The organism is Bordetella tumulicola, assembly GCF_965138755.1.
Classification (GTDB): domain Bacteria; phylum Pseudomonadota; class Gammaproteobacteria; order Burkholderiales; family Burkholderiaceae_B; genus Bordetella_A; species Bordetella_A tumulicola.
The window spans coordinates 78,011-94,464 of record NZ_CBCSFP010000007.1 but is presented as its reverse complement, the minus strand read 5'-3'; the positions used below and the strand labels follow the sequence as shown (position 1 = coordinate 94,464).

The following is a 16,454-nucleotide window of genomic DNA, read 5'->3' as shown; positions in this document are numbered from 1 at the left end:
TCGTGTTCGATTTGATCGGTTGGCGCACTTTGCGCACGGTTGCCTTGGTCATGTGCGTCTTGATTTTGCAGGCTTGCAAAACGGAGCTGTATTCGGGCCTGAATGAGCGGCAAGCCAATCAGATGATTTCCGTACTGATGAAGCATGGCATCGAAGCCAGGCGGGAAAGCACCAAGGACGGCAGTCTGACCGTGATGGTCGATGAAGAGCGCTTTGCATCGGCCGTGCAGGTGCTAGAGGCCGCCGGCCTACCCCAGGCCCATTTCGATTCCCTGGGGGATGTCTTCAAAGGCAACGGTCTGGTGGCTTCGCCTATTCAGGAACGGGCGCAACTGGTCTATGCCATGAGCCAGGAGCTCTCCAATACTGTGGCTCAGGTAGACGGCATCCGTACCGCCCGGGTGCATGTGGACTTGCCGGATACGGATTTGCGGAGTAAGGAGACGCGTCCGGCGTCCGCCGCCGTATTTGTTCGCTATGAGGCGAGCGTAGATGTCGAGCCCTTGATTCCGAAGATCAAGTCGCTGGTGGCGGGGAGCATTTCCGGGCTGGACTACGAGCGGGTGTCGGTGATTCCAGTGGCGGTGTCCGTCGAGGAAATCGCAGCCGAGCCCAAGATGGCTAGTTGGCTGGGGGTGCCCGTGCCTGAGCATAGCGTCGGCAGGCTCGCCCAGTGGTCGCTGCTGATCTGGCTCTTGGCAGCCATCGTGGCTGGCGGCGGGACATGGTGGTTCATGACCCGGTCTGCCAGAGGGACGCGTATCTATCGCCAAGCGTCGTGATCATGGCGAAGACGACGACGCCTACCGGCGAGTGGGAACGATTTCAAAAAAACCCGTTGCCGGGTGTGCACGTGGCAAATTTGACGCGGTGTTTGGCGCCCATCCAGATCCAGGATGAATCGCTGCTACGGCAGGTCTTCGCGGTGGAGCCGTTCAGGTCGTCGCTCGTCGATTTGCTGCGCCAAACACTGGGCGTAAAGCCGTTGGCGGAGTTGGCCGTCGCGCCCGAGGAAGCCGGTTTGGCGGCTCTGGACGTGGCGGGCTGGGAACGGGCAGCCGGTGCCTGCGGCCTGATGTTCTGGTCGCAGGCGTTGGCGCGCGAATTGCGGGCGCCTGTGCTCAGATCGCTGGAAACGTATTTTGGCGCGTCGTGGTGGCGATGGGTGGAGTTGGGCCAGGATCTGGCTGACGATACGGCCTCGGCCGCGCAGGTTCGACGCCGGCCGGATACCGCCCAAGAGTGGATATCCGGGATCTGCGATGTGGGTTTTGCTGTGCTGGATACCAAGGTCTCGTTGCTGGACGAGGACCTGGCGGCATGGGTGCATTTGAAGCAGCCGCTGAGTTTGGATGGGGCGGGCGTGGATGGTATCTGGCATGTCGATGAGAAATCGGCTGTGGCGCTCGTCGAGGTCCTGAATCGTAATCTGCGAGAGTCTTCATGAGTGCGAATGTTCCAGCGGTTCGAGAAGATGCCTTGATCGTGCGTGCCGAAAGTTTGGCCGCATGGCGCGAGGGCGAACGCTTTCTCGAACAGGCCAGGCAAGAAGCGGACACGATACGAAGCGAAGCCCTTGCGCAAGCGGAGACCTTGCGCGAACAAGCCTGGCACGAGGGCTATGAAAGCGGCCAGCGTGCCGCGATGGACGAGGCGGCGGAATTGGCGCTACGGATTTCGGCCGAGCGGGAGTCGTATAAGACCGAGTTGGAACCGCATCTGGTACGGGTGATCGATACCGCGCTCAGAAAAATCCTCGATGGCATACCTGATCAGGACCTCGTCATGTTTGCCGCGCGTAAGGCTATCGGCGAATTGAGAGAGTCCGGCAGGTTCACCTTGAGGGTGGCGCCGGGGATGGCCGCGATTCTCGGCGAAGAGGCCATGCACCATCTGGCCCGTGCGGTCGTGCTGCGTGCAGATGATTCCTTACAGGAATCGCAATGCTTTCTGGAAACGCCGGCGGGCATCATCGAGTTGACGCCGCACGCCCAATGGGAGCGTATTCTCAAGGCACTACCTCGCGCCGGCGAGGAGAATAAGTAATGGTAGGACTGACACGGGATGACGCGGACCCCCTGCATCACATTCATGCCGCCATGCAAGGGGTCGACACCCGTCCCAGGCAAGGAAAAGTCCAGGAAATACGTGGGCTGACCATCCGAGCCTGGCTACCTGGGGCAACGCTGGGTGAATTCTGCAGTATCGAGCCGAGCATGCCCGAATATGCACCGGTTCCCGCGGAAGTTGTGGGTTTCGCGGATGAGCTGGCCTGGTTGGCGCCGATGGCCAAGGCAAACGGCATCAGCGCCGGTTGCCCTGTGTACCGGACGTCGCGGGGGTTCTCCATTGCGGTGGGCCAGTCGCTGCTGGGCACGGCCATCGATGCGTTCGGACACAACCTGGATCCGCGGGCGCCGCACCGCGTAGGCGAGATGGTCCTGCGCTCTGTTCATGGCACAGCGCCGGCGGCGATAGAGCGCCAACGCATCAGCGAGCCTTTTCCATTGGGCATCCGGGCCATCGATGGGCTCTTGACCGTGGGCCGAGGTCAGCGGGTGGCCATCCTGGGTGAGGCCGGCGCAGGCAAGTCTTCGCTGCTTGCCTCTATGTTGGCGGGCGCGCAGACCGATGTCATCGTGCTGGCGCTGATCGGCGAACGGGGCCGTGAAGTCCGGGAATGGCTGGAAGATGCAATGAGCCAGGACACCCGCGCTCGCACGGTTACCGTCGTGGCGACTTCGGATAAATCGGCCCTGGAACGGGTTAAGGCGGCCGAGACGGCCACTTGCGTGGCGGAGTATTTCCGGGATACCGGCAAGCACGTCCTGTTGATGGTCGATAGTGTGACGCGGTATGCGCGCGCGCGTCGCGAAATTGGTCTGGCCGTGGGCGAACCGCCCACACGTCGGGGATTTCCGCCTTCGTTGTTTGCAGCATTGCCGGAACTGCTCGAGCGTGCCGGTCCGGGCGTGCGCGGCAGCATCACCGGCATTTACACGGTGCTGGTTGAAAGTGACGGCGAAGCCGATCCCGTCGCAGAGGAGGTCACCTCTATCGTCGACGGGCACATCGTGCTTGATGCTCAGTTGGCGCGCAGGAACCGGTTTCCGGCGATCGACATCCTGCGCAGCCGAAGCCGTCTGATGCACAAGGTCGTACAGAACCGGCACGGCAATGCGGCCGCGCAGGTGCGCGACTTGATGGCGCGCTATGCGCAAGTGGAATTGCTTATCCGGCTGGGCGAATACGCTGCCGGCACGGATGCACAGACCGACGTCGCGATCCAGCGCCACGAGGCGATAGAGAGCTTCCTGTGCCAGGACATGAAAACGGTATCCAGTTTTTCCGAGACGCGCAGCCGCTTGATGGAGTTGATGGCGTGAGTACGGAACTGAAGAAAATCCTTACTGTGAAGGAAATTCGTCTCCGGCGCGAGGAGCGGCTGCTGTATTTGAAGAGTCTTCAGGCCAGGCAGTGCGAACGCGTCGAGCAGGAGTTCCTGGACGAGAGCCATCGTTCCGAGGAAACGATGGTTTCGATACAGCAACGAAAGCATGAGCGTTGGCAGGAGCTGTTCAGTGAACCTTTCGATAGCCGGAAAATCATGCATGCTCACGATCAGGATAGTGACGATGCGTGGCAAGTAGTGCAGATGGAGGTTTCGTTACAGAACCTGAAAGGCAAGTTGGCGGAGGTGCAAGCGGAGCTCGATCACCTTACGGCGAATCACGCGCAATGTGCGCGCAAGCTGGAGGCCTGCAACGAGTTGGCGGCCTGGCATGGCCGTCGGCAGTCCAGACGTAATGCGTTGCGCGAGGAGTTCTTGGCCGACGAACTGCAGGGGGCGCGCCATGGCCGTTGATGTTGCCATTCCGGTGGTGCCGCTCTGGCAAGAGCTACCCATATGCGACCCGGCCGCGTTGCAAGGCGGCGTGGCATTGTCGCCGCTGGTATTCAGTCTATTTGACGAGTCGATCACATTCAATTTGCGCGAGGTGCAGCAGACTCCACCGGCCGATGCGTGCTGCGTGGCGCTTGAGGTGGATGGCGCGTACGGTCGCTTGTTTGCCGACGCCAAATGGCTGGATGGCGCATGCCTGCGGGCCGGCGTGTCCCGCCCGCGCCAAACGCCGTGGCCCGAGATCGCGCCGCCGCTGCGGGTCTTTCTACTGTCCTGGGCGATGGCCAATGTGCTGTCACGTTTGAAGGCCGTGTGCGGCCATGACTTCGTGCTGTCGCCCAAGGACGGGCACCGGAATGCCGCCGTCGGTCTTCGCCGTGTGGCCTTGTTTCCTGACGGCGCCGACGAGTCGCAGGGCGCCTTGATATGGCTGGATTTGCCCGACGCCACAGTGAGCCGCCTGCCGCGCGAGCAGGCTCAAGAGGAAGTCTGGCAGCGTGTGCCTATCCTGGCGGCGCTTCAGGCCGGGCGGCAGATGCTGAGCCTGGTGCAGTTGAGTTCCTTGCGGCCGGGGGATGTCGTGCTGTTGAGCCGGCCGTTGGATGGGCTGCATTTGGCTGTAGCGCCCTCCCTGCTGGCTGATGTTCGCGAGCAGGATGGCGGTTATGTCATCGGCAGCGCTTGGTATATCGATGAACGAAGAGAGGTTTCCGTGGAAGAAATCAATGTCGAAACGGAAGCAGTTCCGTCCGTGATGTTGGATCAATTGACCGTGCCGGTAGTGTGTGAAGTCGGCCGCCTTGCCATGAGCATGGCGGATCTGAAGGCCCTCAAACCGGGGTCGGTGCTGCCGATGAGCCGGCGGGCTGACCAGGCGGTAGACCTGATGGTGAATGGGCAGAAGATCGGGCAAGGAGAGTTAGTACGGTTAGACGATGTGCTCGGTGTCCGGGTAACGAGGCTGGCAGATTCAAATGGCTGAGTATCAGCCGAATCTGGGCGTCATCATCCTATTGGTGGCAACGGTAGGGCTACTGCCGCTGTTCATCGTGACGATGACAGGGTTCTTGAAAATTTCTGTTGTGCTGTTTCTGATCCGCAATGCACTGGGTGTGCAGCAGACGCCGCCGAACCTGGTGCTCTACGGTATTGCTCTTATCCTGGCCTGCTACGTCACCGCACCTCTGATCGGCGAGATCAGCCATCAGTTCCAGGGGGTGCAGATACAGCTTAATTCCATGGAAGACTTGACCGATATCGCTAGCCGCGTGCGCGGACCCTTGCAGACACACCTCGCCAGATATGCCTCGACCGAAGAAAGGGAGTTCTTCCTGAACGCGACCGAGGGGTTATGGTCTGAACAGGCGCGTCAGAATTTGCGCGACGACGACCTGGTTGTGTTGGTGCCCGCCTTCGTCGGTTCCGAACTGGCCAGGGCGTTCGAAATTGGCTTTCTGTTGTACATCCCGTTTCTGGTCATTGATTTGATCGTGTCCAACATACTGATGGCCATGGGCATGATGATGGTGTCGCCCGCCCTGATCTCCGTTCCACTGAAAATATTTCTGTTCGTTATCGTGGACGGATGGTCGCGTCTGATGCATGGATTGATCGTCAGCTATGGAGGTTGAACGGAGATGGATCAGTCGCTGATTATTTCACTGATGAACAAGGCATTGATGACGGTCCTGATCATCTCGGCGCCGGCTTTGTTGATTGCGATCGTCATTGGTCTGGGTGTGGGGTTGCTGCAGGCCCTGACGCAGATCCAGGATCAAACCCTGCCGCAGGCGGTGAAACTGGTGGCGGTGCTGTTCTCGCTGATCTTCGGCCTGCCATTGCTAGCGGGGCAGGTGTCAGAGCTGGCAGATCAGTTGCTGACCGGGTTTCCCTTATGGACACGGTAGCGGGCGCTTCGGCGGATTTATGGTGGCGCGGGGCGTTGTTATGGCTGGGTGCCGCGTATCCGGCGATCATGGCCACGTCGCTGGCCATGGCGCGTTGCCTGGGGCTGGTGATGATTTCTCCGGTGTTCAACCGCCTGGGCATTACCGGCATGCTTCGCACTATGATCGCGTTGGTATTCGCGGCGCCGGCGGTGCCCATGTTGCTGCCGGAAGTCATTGACGGTTATTCCCATGCCGGTCATCGCCTGATAGGTGCGTTGGTGATAGAGATGCTGGTGGGCATGGTGCTGGGCGCAGTCTATGGCGTGCCTATCTGGGCCGCCGAGGCGGCGGGCGAATTGATCGATCTGCAGCGGGGCTCGACGATGGCGCAGTTGGTCGACCCGTTATCCGCCACGGAGTCTGGCGTGACTGCTACCTTGCTGGGCGTCATCATGGTGGCCATGTTTTTCCTGGCAGACGGGCTGTTCTTCATGCTGCAGGGGTTGTACACCAGTTACTCCATCTGGCCGGTCGGCGGGTTTTTCCCCGTCATGGATGGCTTGGGGCTAGCAATGCTGGGTTTGCTGGATAACGTACTGAGACTGGCGGTCATGATGATTGCCCCCTTGATGATAGCCATTCTGGTTTCCGACCTGATGATGGCATATCTGTCGCGCATGGCGCCCAGCTTGCACGTTTTTGATTTGTCTCTGCCCGTGAAGAACTTGCTGTTTGCCATATTGCTCGTCCTTTACATGGCGGTGCTGTTGCCGGATATGGCGAGTCTGGTGGCGTCGGCCCAAGGCGTGTCCGATTGGGTAGGCACGATGCGCCGGTAAGGTGATAAGCATGGGTGCCGGAGGTACAAAATGAGCAATGAATCGAGCGAAGAAAAGACCGAACCAGGCTCAGACAAGAAACTGCGGGACGCCAGGCAAAAGGGGCAGATGGCGAAAAGCCAGGACATGATTACTGCGCTGGTTGTGCTGGCATCTACGGTCTATCTGGGCTTGTCAGCGCAGACCATGGCTGTCCGGGCGATTGATTTGTTCGACAGAGTGGCCCTGATACTGGGGGCGCCAGATATGAAGTTCTCAGAAGTCTGGGGGGCCGTCGTGGTAGAGGCGTTGGATGCGTTGATGTCTACGACTTTTCCGCTGTTTGTGCTTATCGTGCTTGTTGTCTTCATCGGAAACGTCCTTATTAGCAAGGGAATCGTCTTTTCGACAGAACCTATCAAACCGGATATCAAGAGAGTCGACCCGATCAGTGGATTCAAACGATTATTCAGTCTGAGAAACGTCGTGGAGTTTCTAAAGGCGCTGTTGAAAGTGGCGGCATTGAGCGTGGCATTTTTCATGGCGTATAAAAAAAGCCTGCCTTTTCTGTTCGGCGCCCCGTCCTGTGGCGCCGATTGTCTGCTGGCATCGTTCAACCATTTATTCATTCCCATTGCAATTACCGCGATTTTGGCATTTTTGGGTACCGGGATACTTGATCTGCTGCTTCAGAAATGGCTGTTCGCGCGCGATATGCGCATGTCGCATAGCGAAGTGAAACGGGAACGCAAGGATATGGATGGAGCGCCGGAAATCCGCAAGGAAAGACACCGGCAGCGCATGGCCACGCAGGCAGGCTCATCTGCCCGGGGCGAGCATATGGCCTCTGTAATGATCGGGAGCGAGAAGGGCTGGATCGTCGGTATACGGTATATCCGTGGCGAAACCAAGGTGCCTGTGGTGGTGCATGTGGTCCCTCCGGACAAGGCGGCCCAGGCATGGGCGCAGCGCCATGAAAAGAGCGCGCCATACGTGTACGACCCGAGCCTCGCTGGCGAGGTGGCGCGCCAATGCTCTCTGGGGGAGCCGCTGCCGGAACGCCATTTTGGCCGAGTGGCGGAAGTCCTTGTCAAAGTGGGCCTGATATGACGATGGCGCGCCCAGGCTACGTGGCGGCCATGTTTTTGCAATCGCCTGTATGTTTGTAATGCTATGAAAATGTAATGCCGTGGTCATTTCATCCAAGCAGAATGGATTTGCTCGCAGGGGTATCTGATGAGCCCTCTATTCTTCGAGTGTTCAATTTCATATTTTTTTTTGGAGTCAATTATGAGCAACGTTTCTCCTACCAATACCGGTGGCGGCGCCGAAGCCGGCTTGGCAAAAATGGAAGCGGCTTTCGATCGCGCGATCGAGATGTCAGCCAAGGTTACCGAAATCACCACGGAAAAAAAGGCGGAACTGGACGCTAGCAAGCAACGTCCTAACTAATAGCCTTTATCGGTGGCAGGGCCGGGAACGATTCCGGCCCTTTTCTGTTTTTTATGTATCCGCCATGCCCAATTTAGTAATGATATGTCTGCTGGCCGGTATCGATTCCGGATGGTGTCGATTGTATGGATGAGCGCCGCGAATCACTTGCATTGCATATAGCAAGCGGCATGCATGCAGGAGCCAGGACGCGCATCCATGAAAATGTCAAATATCGCCTTGGGGCCGATCTCGATGGCGATCTCGTCGTACGGGATGAAGGAGTTGCTCCGTGCCATATGACAGTTGAGGTCAGCAACGGCTGCGTCAGGCTGGAATCGTATGCGGAATCGGTACTGATAGACGGTTTGCGCAAACTGCCAATGGGGCATATCGCAGAAAGCCGTCTGCCGTGCCGCTTTTCCATAGGAAGCGTGCAGTTGCGGATTGAGGATGACGTGAGCGGGGTGGGGCGGCATGACCGGTTGGCGCGCTTGCCCTGGCGGCGTGGCCTGTACGCCAATGCTTGGCTATTGGGGCTGGTTTGCCTGGGGGCAATGGGGGGCTACCTGCTATTGCCAGAATCGGGCGCGGCAAAGAATGCCCAGGCCGGCACGAAGCCCGATACCGCTCATGTTCGTTTGCCGGCGCCCACGGCGCAAGAAGTCCGTCGGGCGTTGCAGTCGCGCTTGCAGGTAGCGGGCTTGCAGGACATGGCGGTCCAGGTTGATGGCAGCGTGGCCGAAGTTCGAGGTGTACTGCCCGACCACAGCAAAGCGCGATGGCAGGCCGTGCAGGAATGGTTCGATCTGCGTTATGGATCGCGTTATTTACTCAGATCAAAGATGGTTGATGTGGAGGTCCCCAAAGTCGCCATTACGGCCGTTTGGTTGGGAAAGCGCCCCTATATCGTCGACGTCGAAGGCGAGCGCCATTACCAGGGAACCATGCTTAATGAAGGCTGGATGTTGAAGAGCATAGACAAAAGGCAAATAGTTCTGGTTCGCGGTGGACAAGAGCATATTTTCGGGCTGTGAGGGGATACCGGAATAATGCGGATCACTCGATCGGATGTTGATCTCTGGCGCGCGCGCGAGATGCAGGGGCTGCGGCGATTGGCCGAGGCTTCGCCTTTTTCTTCTCAGGAAAAGCGGCCCGAACCGGCGCTCAGGCGGGCCTCGAGCAGCCGTCGTCGGCTTGTTGACCGAACCGAGCAGGCAAACGCCGCGCCGCCTATCGACGATCAATTATCGGACACGGTGGGAAACGTCACGATTTTGCAGCATCTACTCGATAGCGTGCTGCCGGCGCTTGATCTGCCTGCTGACGTGCGCCGTGCGGCGGCATCGTTGCTGTCCGAAGACATGGATCATCATTTGCGGGTGCTGGGTGCCGATCTGGCCGACGAAGAAGAACTCGAGGAAGACGCACCGGAGGCCGAACCGGATGGAAGACTGGGATAGCCTTAGTACGGAATGGCTGTGCCGCCGGGCGCGGTTGCTTGCACTCAATGGGCATGTGCGCCGGGGCCTGGTGTATCAATTGGTTGCCCATCACATGCACCCCGTCGATATCGATGTATTGCATGGCTTGGCCGAGTTGTTCGCTATGGCGGGCGACGGCACACGTGCACTCACCGTGACCAACAAAATGGAGGCATTGGGCGTGTCGGCGTCCGACTTGGCCTTGCTGCGAATCAACGCGCACCTGGCGCTGGGCCAATTGGACACGGCCACGGAATTGCTGGCACGGTACGATAGCGGGCCGGAGGCGAAGGCGTGAAAGGCTTGTTGAATCGTATCGTCCGGATGGCGGCGGGCCGCAGCGACATCGTCGTCGCGTCCTTCCTGCTGCTGGTGGTGGTGATGATGATCATCCCCATCCCGGTCTTTCTGGTAGATGTCATGGTCAGTTTCAGCATCGCGTTTACGGTGCTGGTCTTGATCGTGGCATTTTACAGTTCTCGGGCAGCCGACTTTTCCGCGTTGCCTCCCATCATCCTGTTGAGCACCCTGTTTCGCCTGTCGTTGTCCATCACCACCACGCGCCTCATTCTCCGCGATGCGGATGCCGGCGAGATCGTGGCTGCGTTTGGCGAGTACGTCATTGCTGGTGATGTGGTCGTTGGTCTGGTGATTTTTCTCATCATCACGGCGGCGCAATTCATCGTGATCACCAAAGGCGCGGAGCGCGTCGCTGAAGTGGGTGCGCGCTTCAGCCTCGACGCCATGCCGGGTAAGCAGATGAGTATCGATGCGGACCTGCGCAACGGTGATATCAACAAGGAAGAGGCCAAGCTGCGTCGTCAGAACCTGGAGCGTGAGAGCCAGCTGTTTGGCGCCATGGATGGCGCCATGAAGTTCGTCAAGGGCGACGCAATTGCTAGTCTCATTATTCTTTGTGTCAACCTGATGGGCGGCATCATTATCGGCACTGTTCGCCACGGCCTGTCGTTCTCGGACGCGGTGCATACCTACTCACTGCTGTCGGTGGGGGACGGTCTGATTGCGCAACTTCCCGCGTTGATGACCGCGGTAGCTGCCGGGATTGTCGTAACGCGTGTCAACTCCGGCCAGAACGTCGACTTGGGTGCGGAAATCATCGGTCAATTGGGTGCGCAATCGAAGGTCATGGCCTTGTGTGCGGGCGTGCTTGTGCTTTTGTCGCTGGTGCCTGGCTTTCCCATGCATACGTTTCTTGTTATCGCCCTCTTGTTGGGGGGCGCGGCGTACGCGGCCCGTCGGCGTGAGACCGCTGCTGTCGGGGTGGATGACGGTGAGGCGGCGGAGGAAGGGCAGGGCGATGCCGGTGCCGTTCAAGTCAGCGCAGCCCATATGTTGTCTGATTGGGTTGATCCCCCGTCGGGGCGCGTGACGCTGCGTGTCGGCCCGGAGCTGGCTGCAGTGCTCAATCTGCAGCTAGTACAGTTGGCGCTCGAAGATGCCCGAATTCGTGCCGAAATTGCCTTGGGGATACCGTTCCAGCCAATCGGCTTCAAGCTCAATGATTTACTGGCTGACCCCCTGTTCAGTATTTACCTGGATGGGGTGCCAGTGGCAGGCGGAGCATTGCACCCGGGATGCGTGTTTGCCCATGGCAATCTGTCGATGCTGGAAGTGTTGGGAGTCGAACCGCAGGAAACCGTCAGTTTCGAAGGCCAGCCCGCTGTTTGGGTGCCACGTCAGCACATACAGGAAATCGAGAAACTCGGTGGCGTGTGCCTGACACCGGAAGAGGCGCTGGCGGAGTATCTGTTGGCCATCCAGCTTCAGCATGCGCCAGAGTTCCTCGGCATACAAGAGACTCGGCAATTGCTGGGGGAATTGGAGCAGGGCTTTCCGGAGTTGGTTCGCCAGGCTTTGCACGCCGTGCCTTTGCAGCGGATGGCAGAGATATTCAGACGTCTGCTGGAAGAGCGGGTGTGCATTGGGAACCTCAGGGCAGTTTTGGAGGTGCTGGCGAGGATGGGGGAAGGCAATTCCTTGCCTGCGCAGGTTGAAAGCATCCGGGCTGCCTTGTCTCGCCACATCTGCCATCAATATGCGGATGCGCATCGCACGATCGCCGTCTACGTTTTTTCGCGGGACCTGGAACAAGAAATCCGTCGGGAACTTTCGTCCAAGGAAGGGCGTGGCAGCACGCTATCGGTAGGCCTGAGCGCCCGTCTAATCGACGGCTTGCAGGCGGTGCCGAGTGTGGCGGGGCGCACATCCAGGGCGGTATTGATGATTGCTGCGGATATGCGTCGGTACATGTACCACCACCTGTCCAGGCATGGAGTGACCATTCCCGTCATGTCGTATACCGAGTTGGCAAGCGGTTATGTGTCGCACCCCCTCGGCATGCTGGGCCTGAATGGACGCCTGGAGGCCTTGGACACGCAGTCGCTGAACGAAGCAGGAAAGGCGGCTGCGTGAGCGTCAGCGTGAACTATTTATTGGCATAGGGAAGACTTCATGGCGTTTCCGAACAGTAGAAAAAAAACAAGCGAGCAAGCGAATTCGGTGTTTGGAAAACGCTGGCTGGCGGCCGTTCGGCTGCTGCTGGTCGTGCTGGTATTTATTAGTGGGTCGATGGCGCCCGTCGCGACGGTGATCGCGGCGCAGACTGGTTGGACGGTTGGCAAGGACGATGGGCTGATCATTCGTTTCGATCGTCCTGTCAGCTCAGTGATGGTCGCGAACGAAAATATTGCGGATGTAGAAATGGTCAGCACCACCTCAGCGTATCTGTTTGGCAAGAACGTCGGCACCACGCGCGTGACGGCCCTGGATGCGCAGCACAACGTGGTCGCGAATGCGAGAGTGCAGGTCGGTGTCGGGCTGGCAGGAAATGTACGGGAAAATGTCCGCGGCCACCGCATCGTCGCCAGAGGCGAAGTCGATGATTTGGACGAAGGCGTAGGGCAGAATGCCCTACTTGATGGGCACGCGTCCGAAGGCGTCGAGGCGGTGAACATGATGACGCAAGCGAATTTGCAACAGATCAATTTGCGGGTGCGCTTTGCCGAAGTCTCGCGCCGAGAACTACTGAGCTACGGCGTGAATTGGCAGGCATTGATCAATTCCGGGTCGTTCACTTTCGGGCTGATCACGGGCGGCCCGCTGTCCGGGAGTACTGGTGCTACCAACACGGCGACCGGCGGATTCAGTTCGAGCAGCGCCAATGTCGATCTTATCCTGGATGCTTTGCAGAGCAACGGGGTGCTGGAAATCCTCGCAGAGCCGAACATCACCACCGTGACGGGGCGTTCGGCGAGCTTCCTGGCTGGTGGTGAAATTCCGGTGCCGGTGCCCGTTACCAGCGATATGGTCGGCATTGAATATAAATCCTATGGGGTGTCGCTGGAGTTCACGCCGACCCTGCTGCCCAACAATAGAATATCGCTGCAGGTCAAACCCGAGGTCAGTACACTGGCCGGGACGGCGATCGTGGAGATCGCTGGAGTAAGGGTGCCGGAATTCCGGGTGCGAAGAGCGGACACGCAGGTTGAAGTCGCCAGCGGGCAGACCTTTGCGATTGCGGGCCTGTTCCAGCGCGATAGCTCCACGGATGCTGATCAAATGCCTTTACTCGGTGACATCCCTATCCTGGGCAATCTGTTCCGATCCAAGCGTTTCCAACGCAATGAGACCGAATTGGTGATTCTGATTACGCCCTATCTGGTGCGTCCGGTTTCCAACCAGGCCAGTGCGACGCCGCTGGATCCGGACAGCGAGAACCCCGCCATTCTGGCCGCCGGTAGCACCGCCGCAGTCCGGCGCAACGCGCTGGATTTCGGCTTTTATGTATTCTGAGAGAAATGTGATGAAGACGGGTGTCCGGAACATCATTTGCGCTGCTGCGCTGAGCAGCATGCTTGGCTGCACGACAATGTCTGAAACGAGTTATTCGCCGAGGTATGTGGGCGTGGTTGGCCCCGGGGGTGATATTGGCTATCTTCCCCGTGCATGTTTGTCAGATGTGGGTATGCGGCCAGGCGGGTTTTTACCGCCTGGTTGCGCTAATGCCCTGAATTTATTGGGTATGGTCGCCGACAAAAGAGATCTGCTGCAGGGGCGCGAAATGGGGCCGGCTTTTGTGGCGCCGGCCGCCGCCGCCGTGGAACGTTACTTGGGGGGTATACAAGATGGCCCACCGGATCAACAGAGCACTGAATCCGGCGTTTCGAACTAGCACGGTGAATGCCCGGCATTGTCGTCGCAAACGGAGTCATGCTCAAGGCGGATGGGGTCACTGTGCAGCGGGTGAGTCTTTGGATGATGGCGGGGATATGCTGCTAGCCGGGACGGGAGTCCTCAGTGAGGCCGTGATCCCGATGGCGGCCGCCTTTTCCGCAACAGTAGGCAAGTCACGGATGTGTTCGGCACGACTTATCAGCGAAGCACGTTCGGATTTTGGGAGTTCGTGTGTCAAGGCGATGGCCTGCTTGTCGTCTCCGGCCAGCATCAGAATGAGAATCGCCCGCCGCGTATGGTGTATTTCGGCCAATGGTGATGTGGTGACTGCCGATACTTGCTCGATGGCGATCGCCGGTTGCCCGGACAGCGCGTAGGCTAATGCCTCGTTGGTCTTGATTTCCAGATTGGCTGGCGCAAGCCGCTGCGCGCTCTGGAACGCGGACATGGCGGCATCCATTTCTCCGTTCAAGGTGCGGCTGATGCCCAGCAAGTTGTAGGCGCCGAACGTATTTAGCGCAGGCGCCGCCTGCGCAATGAGATCACTGGCACGCTTGACTCTGCCCTCCATGAGCGCCGCTTGGCCTAGTCCAAGCAGGGCTCGGGGGGCACCTTCTTGCAGCCGGTAGACCTGCTGGAAGGCGGTGGTGGCCGATTGGGGATCGTTATTGCGCAAATACGCGCGGCCCAACGCAAGCAGGATATCGGGATTGTTTGGCATCGCCATCGCGGCGCGTTCGTACAGTGCGATGGCGGATGTCGTGTCCCCTTTCTGGTCGAGTTCCGCCGCCAGTGTGGTCAGGCGGTTTTCTGCTTTATCAGCAAACAGATGGCCGGCGCAGCCTGTAATCAGCACTACGGCTGGTATCGCAGCAAAGAGGCGGAGCATCTGTATTCCCATACTATGTATTCCATGCATAAACCAACCATGCATTGAATGACTTTTCAATGACGTGTGCATGACAGGTGCACGCGGACGACGGCTTTCGCGTCATATAAAAACATGGCTACCGCAGTATCTGTATAGCCATGATGAAGCTTGATTGGACCACTACATGCGTCATAGTGGCGTCATGCGGGTACGCTAATTTGCTGGTAATGCGGTAGGGGTTTGGTGGCTATAGGAAACGCCACGCTTCGACTGTTTACGGATCAAGGCGCACGTCAGGCTCAAGGCAACAAACGTCGTATTGCTATTTCAACTCGATGGTTTAACTTGAGTATGGCGTGACGGTATCGAGATCCCTCGCTTCATCGGGAGAGTGATATGCAGGCAGGAACGGATTCCATTGGCGGATGGCAGGCTTTCCACGCTGACCGTACAGAACGTCTCAATGCGGCGACAGACGACGCGCTGCGCAAGCATTTCGAGGCTGAGTTGGAAGTAGCACGTACGACGATGCAGGCGATGGGCATAGAGGTACCCGATGCCGGTGTTTCTCCGTCAGAGATTCCGCAGGAAAACAACGCGGTGGAACAGCCCGGCGTAACCGCCCCTCGTGGCGACGGTGCCGCAGATCAGGCGCAACCGCCTACCAAGGAAGGTTCTGGCGACAGCAAGGCGTTGAGCTCGAATTTGAATCCGCAATTGGAGCCTTTCCGGGATGAGATTCTTGCGGCCTCGGAGGCGACGGGTATTGCGCCGAATCTACTTGCGGCAGTGATCTGGGACGAGTCGAAAGGAGTCGTGTCGGCCGGTTCGGTCAACGGGGAAAACGGAATGACGGATTCCGGTTTGATGCAACTGAATCCGGAAACGTTTGCCGATATGAAGGCGAAGAATCCGGACTTGATCACAGGCGACAGTTCCGATGCGCGCTCCAATATCATGGCGGGCGCAATGTATCTCAAAGAAATGCACGACCAGTTCGGCGATTGGGATTTTGCACTGCGCGCATATAACTCGGGCCCTCTTTCCGTTGATATGACCGATGCTTCCATTTCCACGACAGGATTCGGTACGAAGAATTATGTAGAAAAGGTGAATTTCTATCGCGAGATGCTTGATCAAGGCAATGTCATGCCCGATGGGTTCCCCGGCGGAAACCAGTTGTACTAGATTTTTTTCGCAGGATATTCATTTCAATTCCCGGCCTTTTCTGGTTGCGCCATCAAGGACATATTTCCGAGGGCCATATCGACTGGCCGAATTTTTTAAAACTTTGTGTGGAGAGTTCAAATGTCAGTAGCCATGCCAAACGCGGGTGTCGTCCAGCCCTCGCAGAACCAGCCTTCGTCGCAATTCGACCAGTATCTTGATTCGGCCAAGTCCAGTCAGATTTTGGTCGATTATCTGAAAGGTAAGGGCAAGTCAGCAATCAATATCCAGGAATTGAAAGACTTGGCCGATAACAAGAGCGGTGACGTGCCCAAGGATGTGCAGTCGGCTGCCGCCTATATGGTTCGTCACGAGGCCATCTTTACCGCCGTGGAAACCCATGACGTGGCCGGTACCGATGGTTTGTCGGGAGTCTGGAACTTCGAGTGGGCGGCTGAGGGCGGCATGACGGGTACCGCGGAAGAGGCCTTGGCCAAAATGAGCGACGCTTTTGATCGCGCCATCGCGATGTCCGCCGAGGTGACCAAGGTCACGACCGAGAAGAAGGCCTCGCTGGATGCCAGCAAGCAGCGCCCGCAGTAACTGATCTCAGAGTGCGGCCGCAAGCAGGGCGGCGACGCTGTCCTGCCGTGATGTATGCGGCAGAAAAGACTTGCTAGCAGAAGACGGCCGAGT

The 16,454-nt window shown here is 58.4% G+C and carries 19 protein-coding genes; 18 read left to right on the top strand and 1 reads right to left on the bottom strand.

The genetic code is table 11. From position 1 onward, the window contains the following. The first annotated feature begins 2 nt into the window (after window positions 1-2). From sctJ to ACNAZS_RS17495, 16 genes are all read left to right on the top strand, one after another. The gene (gene sctJ / locus ACNAZS_RS17570; protein WP_415791641.1) at window positions 3-782 is read left to right on the top strand and encodes a type III secretion system inner membrane ring lipoprotein SctJ; all 780 of its coding nucleotides are present in this window, start codon (window positions 3-5) and stop codon (window positions 780-782) included. A gap of 2 nt (window positions 783-784) precedes the next feature. Beyond that, window positions 785-1,447: a hypothetical protein gene (locus tag ACNAZS_RS17565; protein ID WP_415791639.1), complete on the top strand. Its 663-nt coding sequence runs from the start codon at window positions 785-787 to the stop codon at window positions 1,445-1,447. After that, the gene (sctL, locus tag ACNAZS_RS17560) at window positions 1,444-2,046 is read left to right on the top strand and encodes a type III secretion system stator protein SctL (protein ID WP_415791637.1); all 603 of its coding nucleotides are present in this window, start codon (window positions 1,444-1,446) and stop codon (window positions 2,044-2,046) included. The genes ACNAZS_RS17565 and sctL overlap by 4 nt, the downstream gene beginning before the upstream one ends. Further along, window positions 2,046-3,386 (top strand): FliI/YscN family ATPase, encoded by a 1,341-nt coding sequence (locus tag ACNAZS_RS17555; RefSeq protein WP_415791635.1) that lies wholly within the window; start codon window positions 2,046-2,048, stop codon window positions 3,384-3,386. The genes sctL and ACNAZS_RS17555 overlap by 1 nt, the downstream gene beginning before the upstream one ends. Further along, the gene (locus tag ACNAZS_RS17550; protein WP_415791633.1) at window positions 3,383-3,865 is read left to right on the top strand and encodes a hypothetical protein; all 483 of its coding nucleotides are present in this window, start codon (window positions 3,383-3,385) and stop codon (window positions 3,863-3,865) included. The genes ACNAZS_RS17555 and ACNAZS_RS17550 overlap by 4 nt, the downstream gene beginning before the upstream one ends. After that, window positions 3,855-4,886, top strand: a complete 1,032-nt coding sequence (gene sctQ, locus ACNAZS_RS17545) for a type III secretion system cytoplasmic ring protein SctQ (RefSeq protein WP_415791631.1) — start codon at window positions 3,855-3,857, stop codon at window positions 4,884-4,886. Before ACNAZS_RS17550 ends, sctQ begins: the two co-directional genes overlap by 11 nt. After that, window positions 4,879-5,535 (top strand): type III secretion system export apparatus subunit SctR, encoded by a 657-nt coding sequence (gene sctR / locus ACNAZS_RS17540; protein WP_415791629.1) that lies wholly within the window; start codon window positions 4,879-4,881, stop codon window positions 5,533-5,535. Before sctQ ends, sctR begins: the two co-directional genes overlap by 8 nt. A gap of 6 nt (window positions 5,536-5,541) precedes the next feature. After that, window positions 5,542-5,811 (top strand): EscS/YscS/HrcS family type III secretion system export apparatus protein, encoded by a 270-nt coding sequence (locus ACNAZS_RS17535; RefSeq protein ID WP_415791627.1) that lies wholly within the window; start codon window positions 5,542-5,544, stop codon window positions 5,809-5,811. Next, entirely contained in the window at window positions 5,799-6,632 is an 834-nt protein-coding gene (gene sctT, locus ACNAZS_RS17530) for a type III secretion system export apparatus subunit SctT (protein WP_415791625.1), read from the top strand. The genes ACNAZS_RS17535 and sctT overlap by 13 nt, the downstream gene beginning before the upstream one ends. Window positions 6,633-6,662: 30 nt before the next feature. Then, window positions 6,663-7,721 carry an EscU/YscU/HrcU family type III secretion system export apparatus switch protein gene (locus tag ACNAZS_RS17525; protein WP_415791623.1) on the top strand — a complete coding sequence of 353 codons (1,059 nt, stop codon included), beginning with the start codon at window positions 6,663-6,665 and terminating at the stop codon, window positions 7,719-7,721. Between the two features lie 180 nt (window positions 7,722-7,901). Then, window positions 7,902-8,063 carry a hypothetical protein gene (locus tag ACNAZS_RS17520; protein WP_415791621.1) on the top strand — a complete coding sequence of 54 codons (162 nt, stop codon included), beginning with the start codon at window positions 7,902-7,904 and terminating at the stop codon, window positions 8,061-8,063. Between the two features lie 125 nt (window positions 8,064-8,188). Then, window positions 8,189-9,079 (top strand): SctD/MshK family protein, encoded by an 891-nt coding sequence (locus tag ACNAZS_RS17515; protein ID WP_415791619.1) that lies wholly within the window; start codon window positions 8,189-8,191, stop codon window positions 9,077-9,079. Window positions 9,080-9,094: 15 nt separating this feature from the next. After that, window positions 9,095-9,505: a hypothetical protein gene (locus ACNAZS_RS17510; protein ID WP_415791617.1), complete on the top strand. Its 411-nt coding sequence runs from the start codon at window positions 9,095-9,097 to the stop codon at window positions 9,503-9,505. Continuing rightward, entirely contained in the window at window positions 9,489-9,824 is a 336-nt protein-coding gene (locus ACNAZS_RS17505; RefSeq protein WP_415791615.1) for a hypothetical protein, read from the top strand. Before ACNAZS_RS17510 ends, ACNAZS_RS17505 begins: the two co-directional genes overlap by 17 nt. After that, on the top strand, window positions 9,821-11,959 hold the full coding sequence (locus ACNAZS_RS17500; protein ID WP_415791613.1) for an FHIPEP family type III secretion protein: 2,139 nt from the start codon (window positions 9,821-9,823) through the stop codon (window positions 11,957-11,959). The genes ACNAZS_RS17505 and ACNAZS_RS17500 overlap by 4 nt, the downstream gene beginning before the upstream one ends. Window positions 11,960-11,998: 39 nt before the next feature. Continuing rightward, window positions 11,999-13,339, top strand: coding sequence for a type II and III secretion system protein family protein (locus tag ACNAZS_RS17495; protein WP_415791611.1), 1,341 nt, complete (start codon window positions 11,999-12,001; stop codon window positions 13,337-13,339). Window positions 13,340-13,775: 436 nt separating this feature from the next. On the opposite strand, the gene ACNAZS_RS17490 is transcribed toward ACNAZS_RS17495, so the two are convergent. Further along, entirely contained in the window at window positions 13,776-14,609 is an 834-nt protein-coding gene (locus ACNAZS_RS17490) for a tetratricopeptide repeat protein (RefSeq protein ID WP_415791609.1), read from the bottom strand. Between the two features lie 378 nt (window positions 14,610-14,987). Here ACNAZS_RS17490 and ACNAZS_RS17485 point away from each other — a divergent pair, with 378 nt between their 5' ends. Next, the gene (locus ACNAZS_RS17485; RefSeq protein WP_415791607.1) at window positions 14,988-15,779 is read left to right on the top strand and encodes a transglycosylase SLT domain-containing protein; all 792 of its coding nucleotides are present in this window, start codon (window positions 14,988-14,990) and stop codon (window positions 15,777-15,779) included. 120 nt (window positions 15,780-15,899) lie between these two features. Next, window positions 15,900-16,361, top strand: coding sequence for a hypothetical protein (locus tag ACNAZS_RS17480; protein ID WP_415791605.1), 462 nt, complete (start codon window positions 15,900-15,902; stop codon window positions 16,359-16,361). Window positions 16,362-16,454 lie beyond the last annotated feature (93 nt).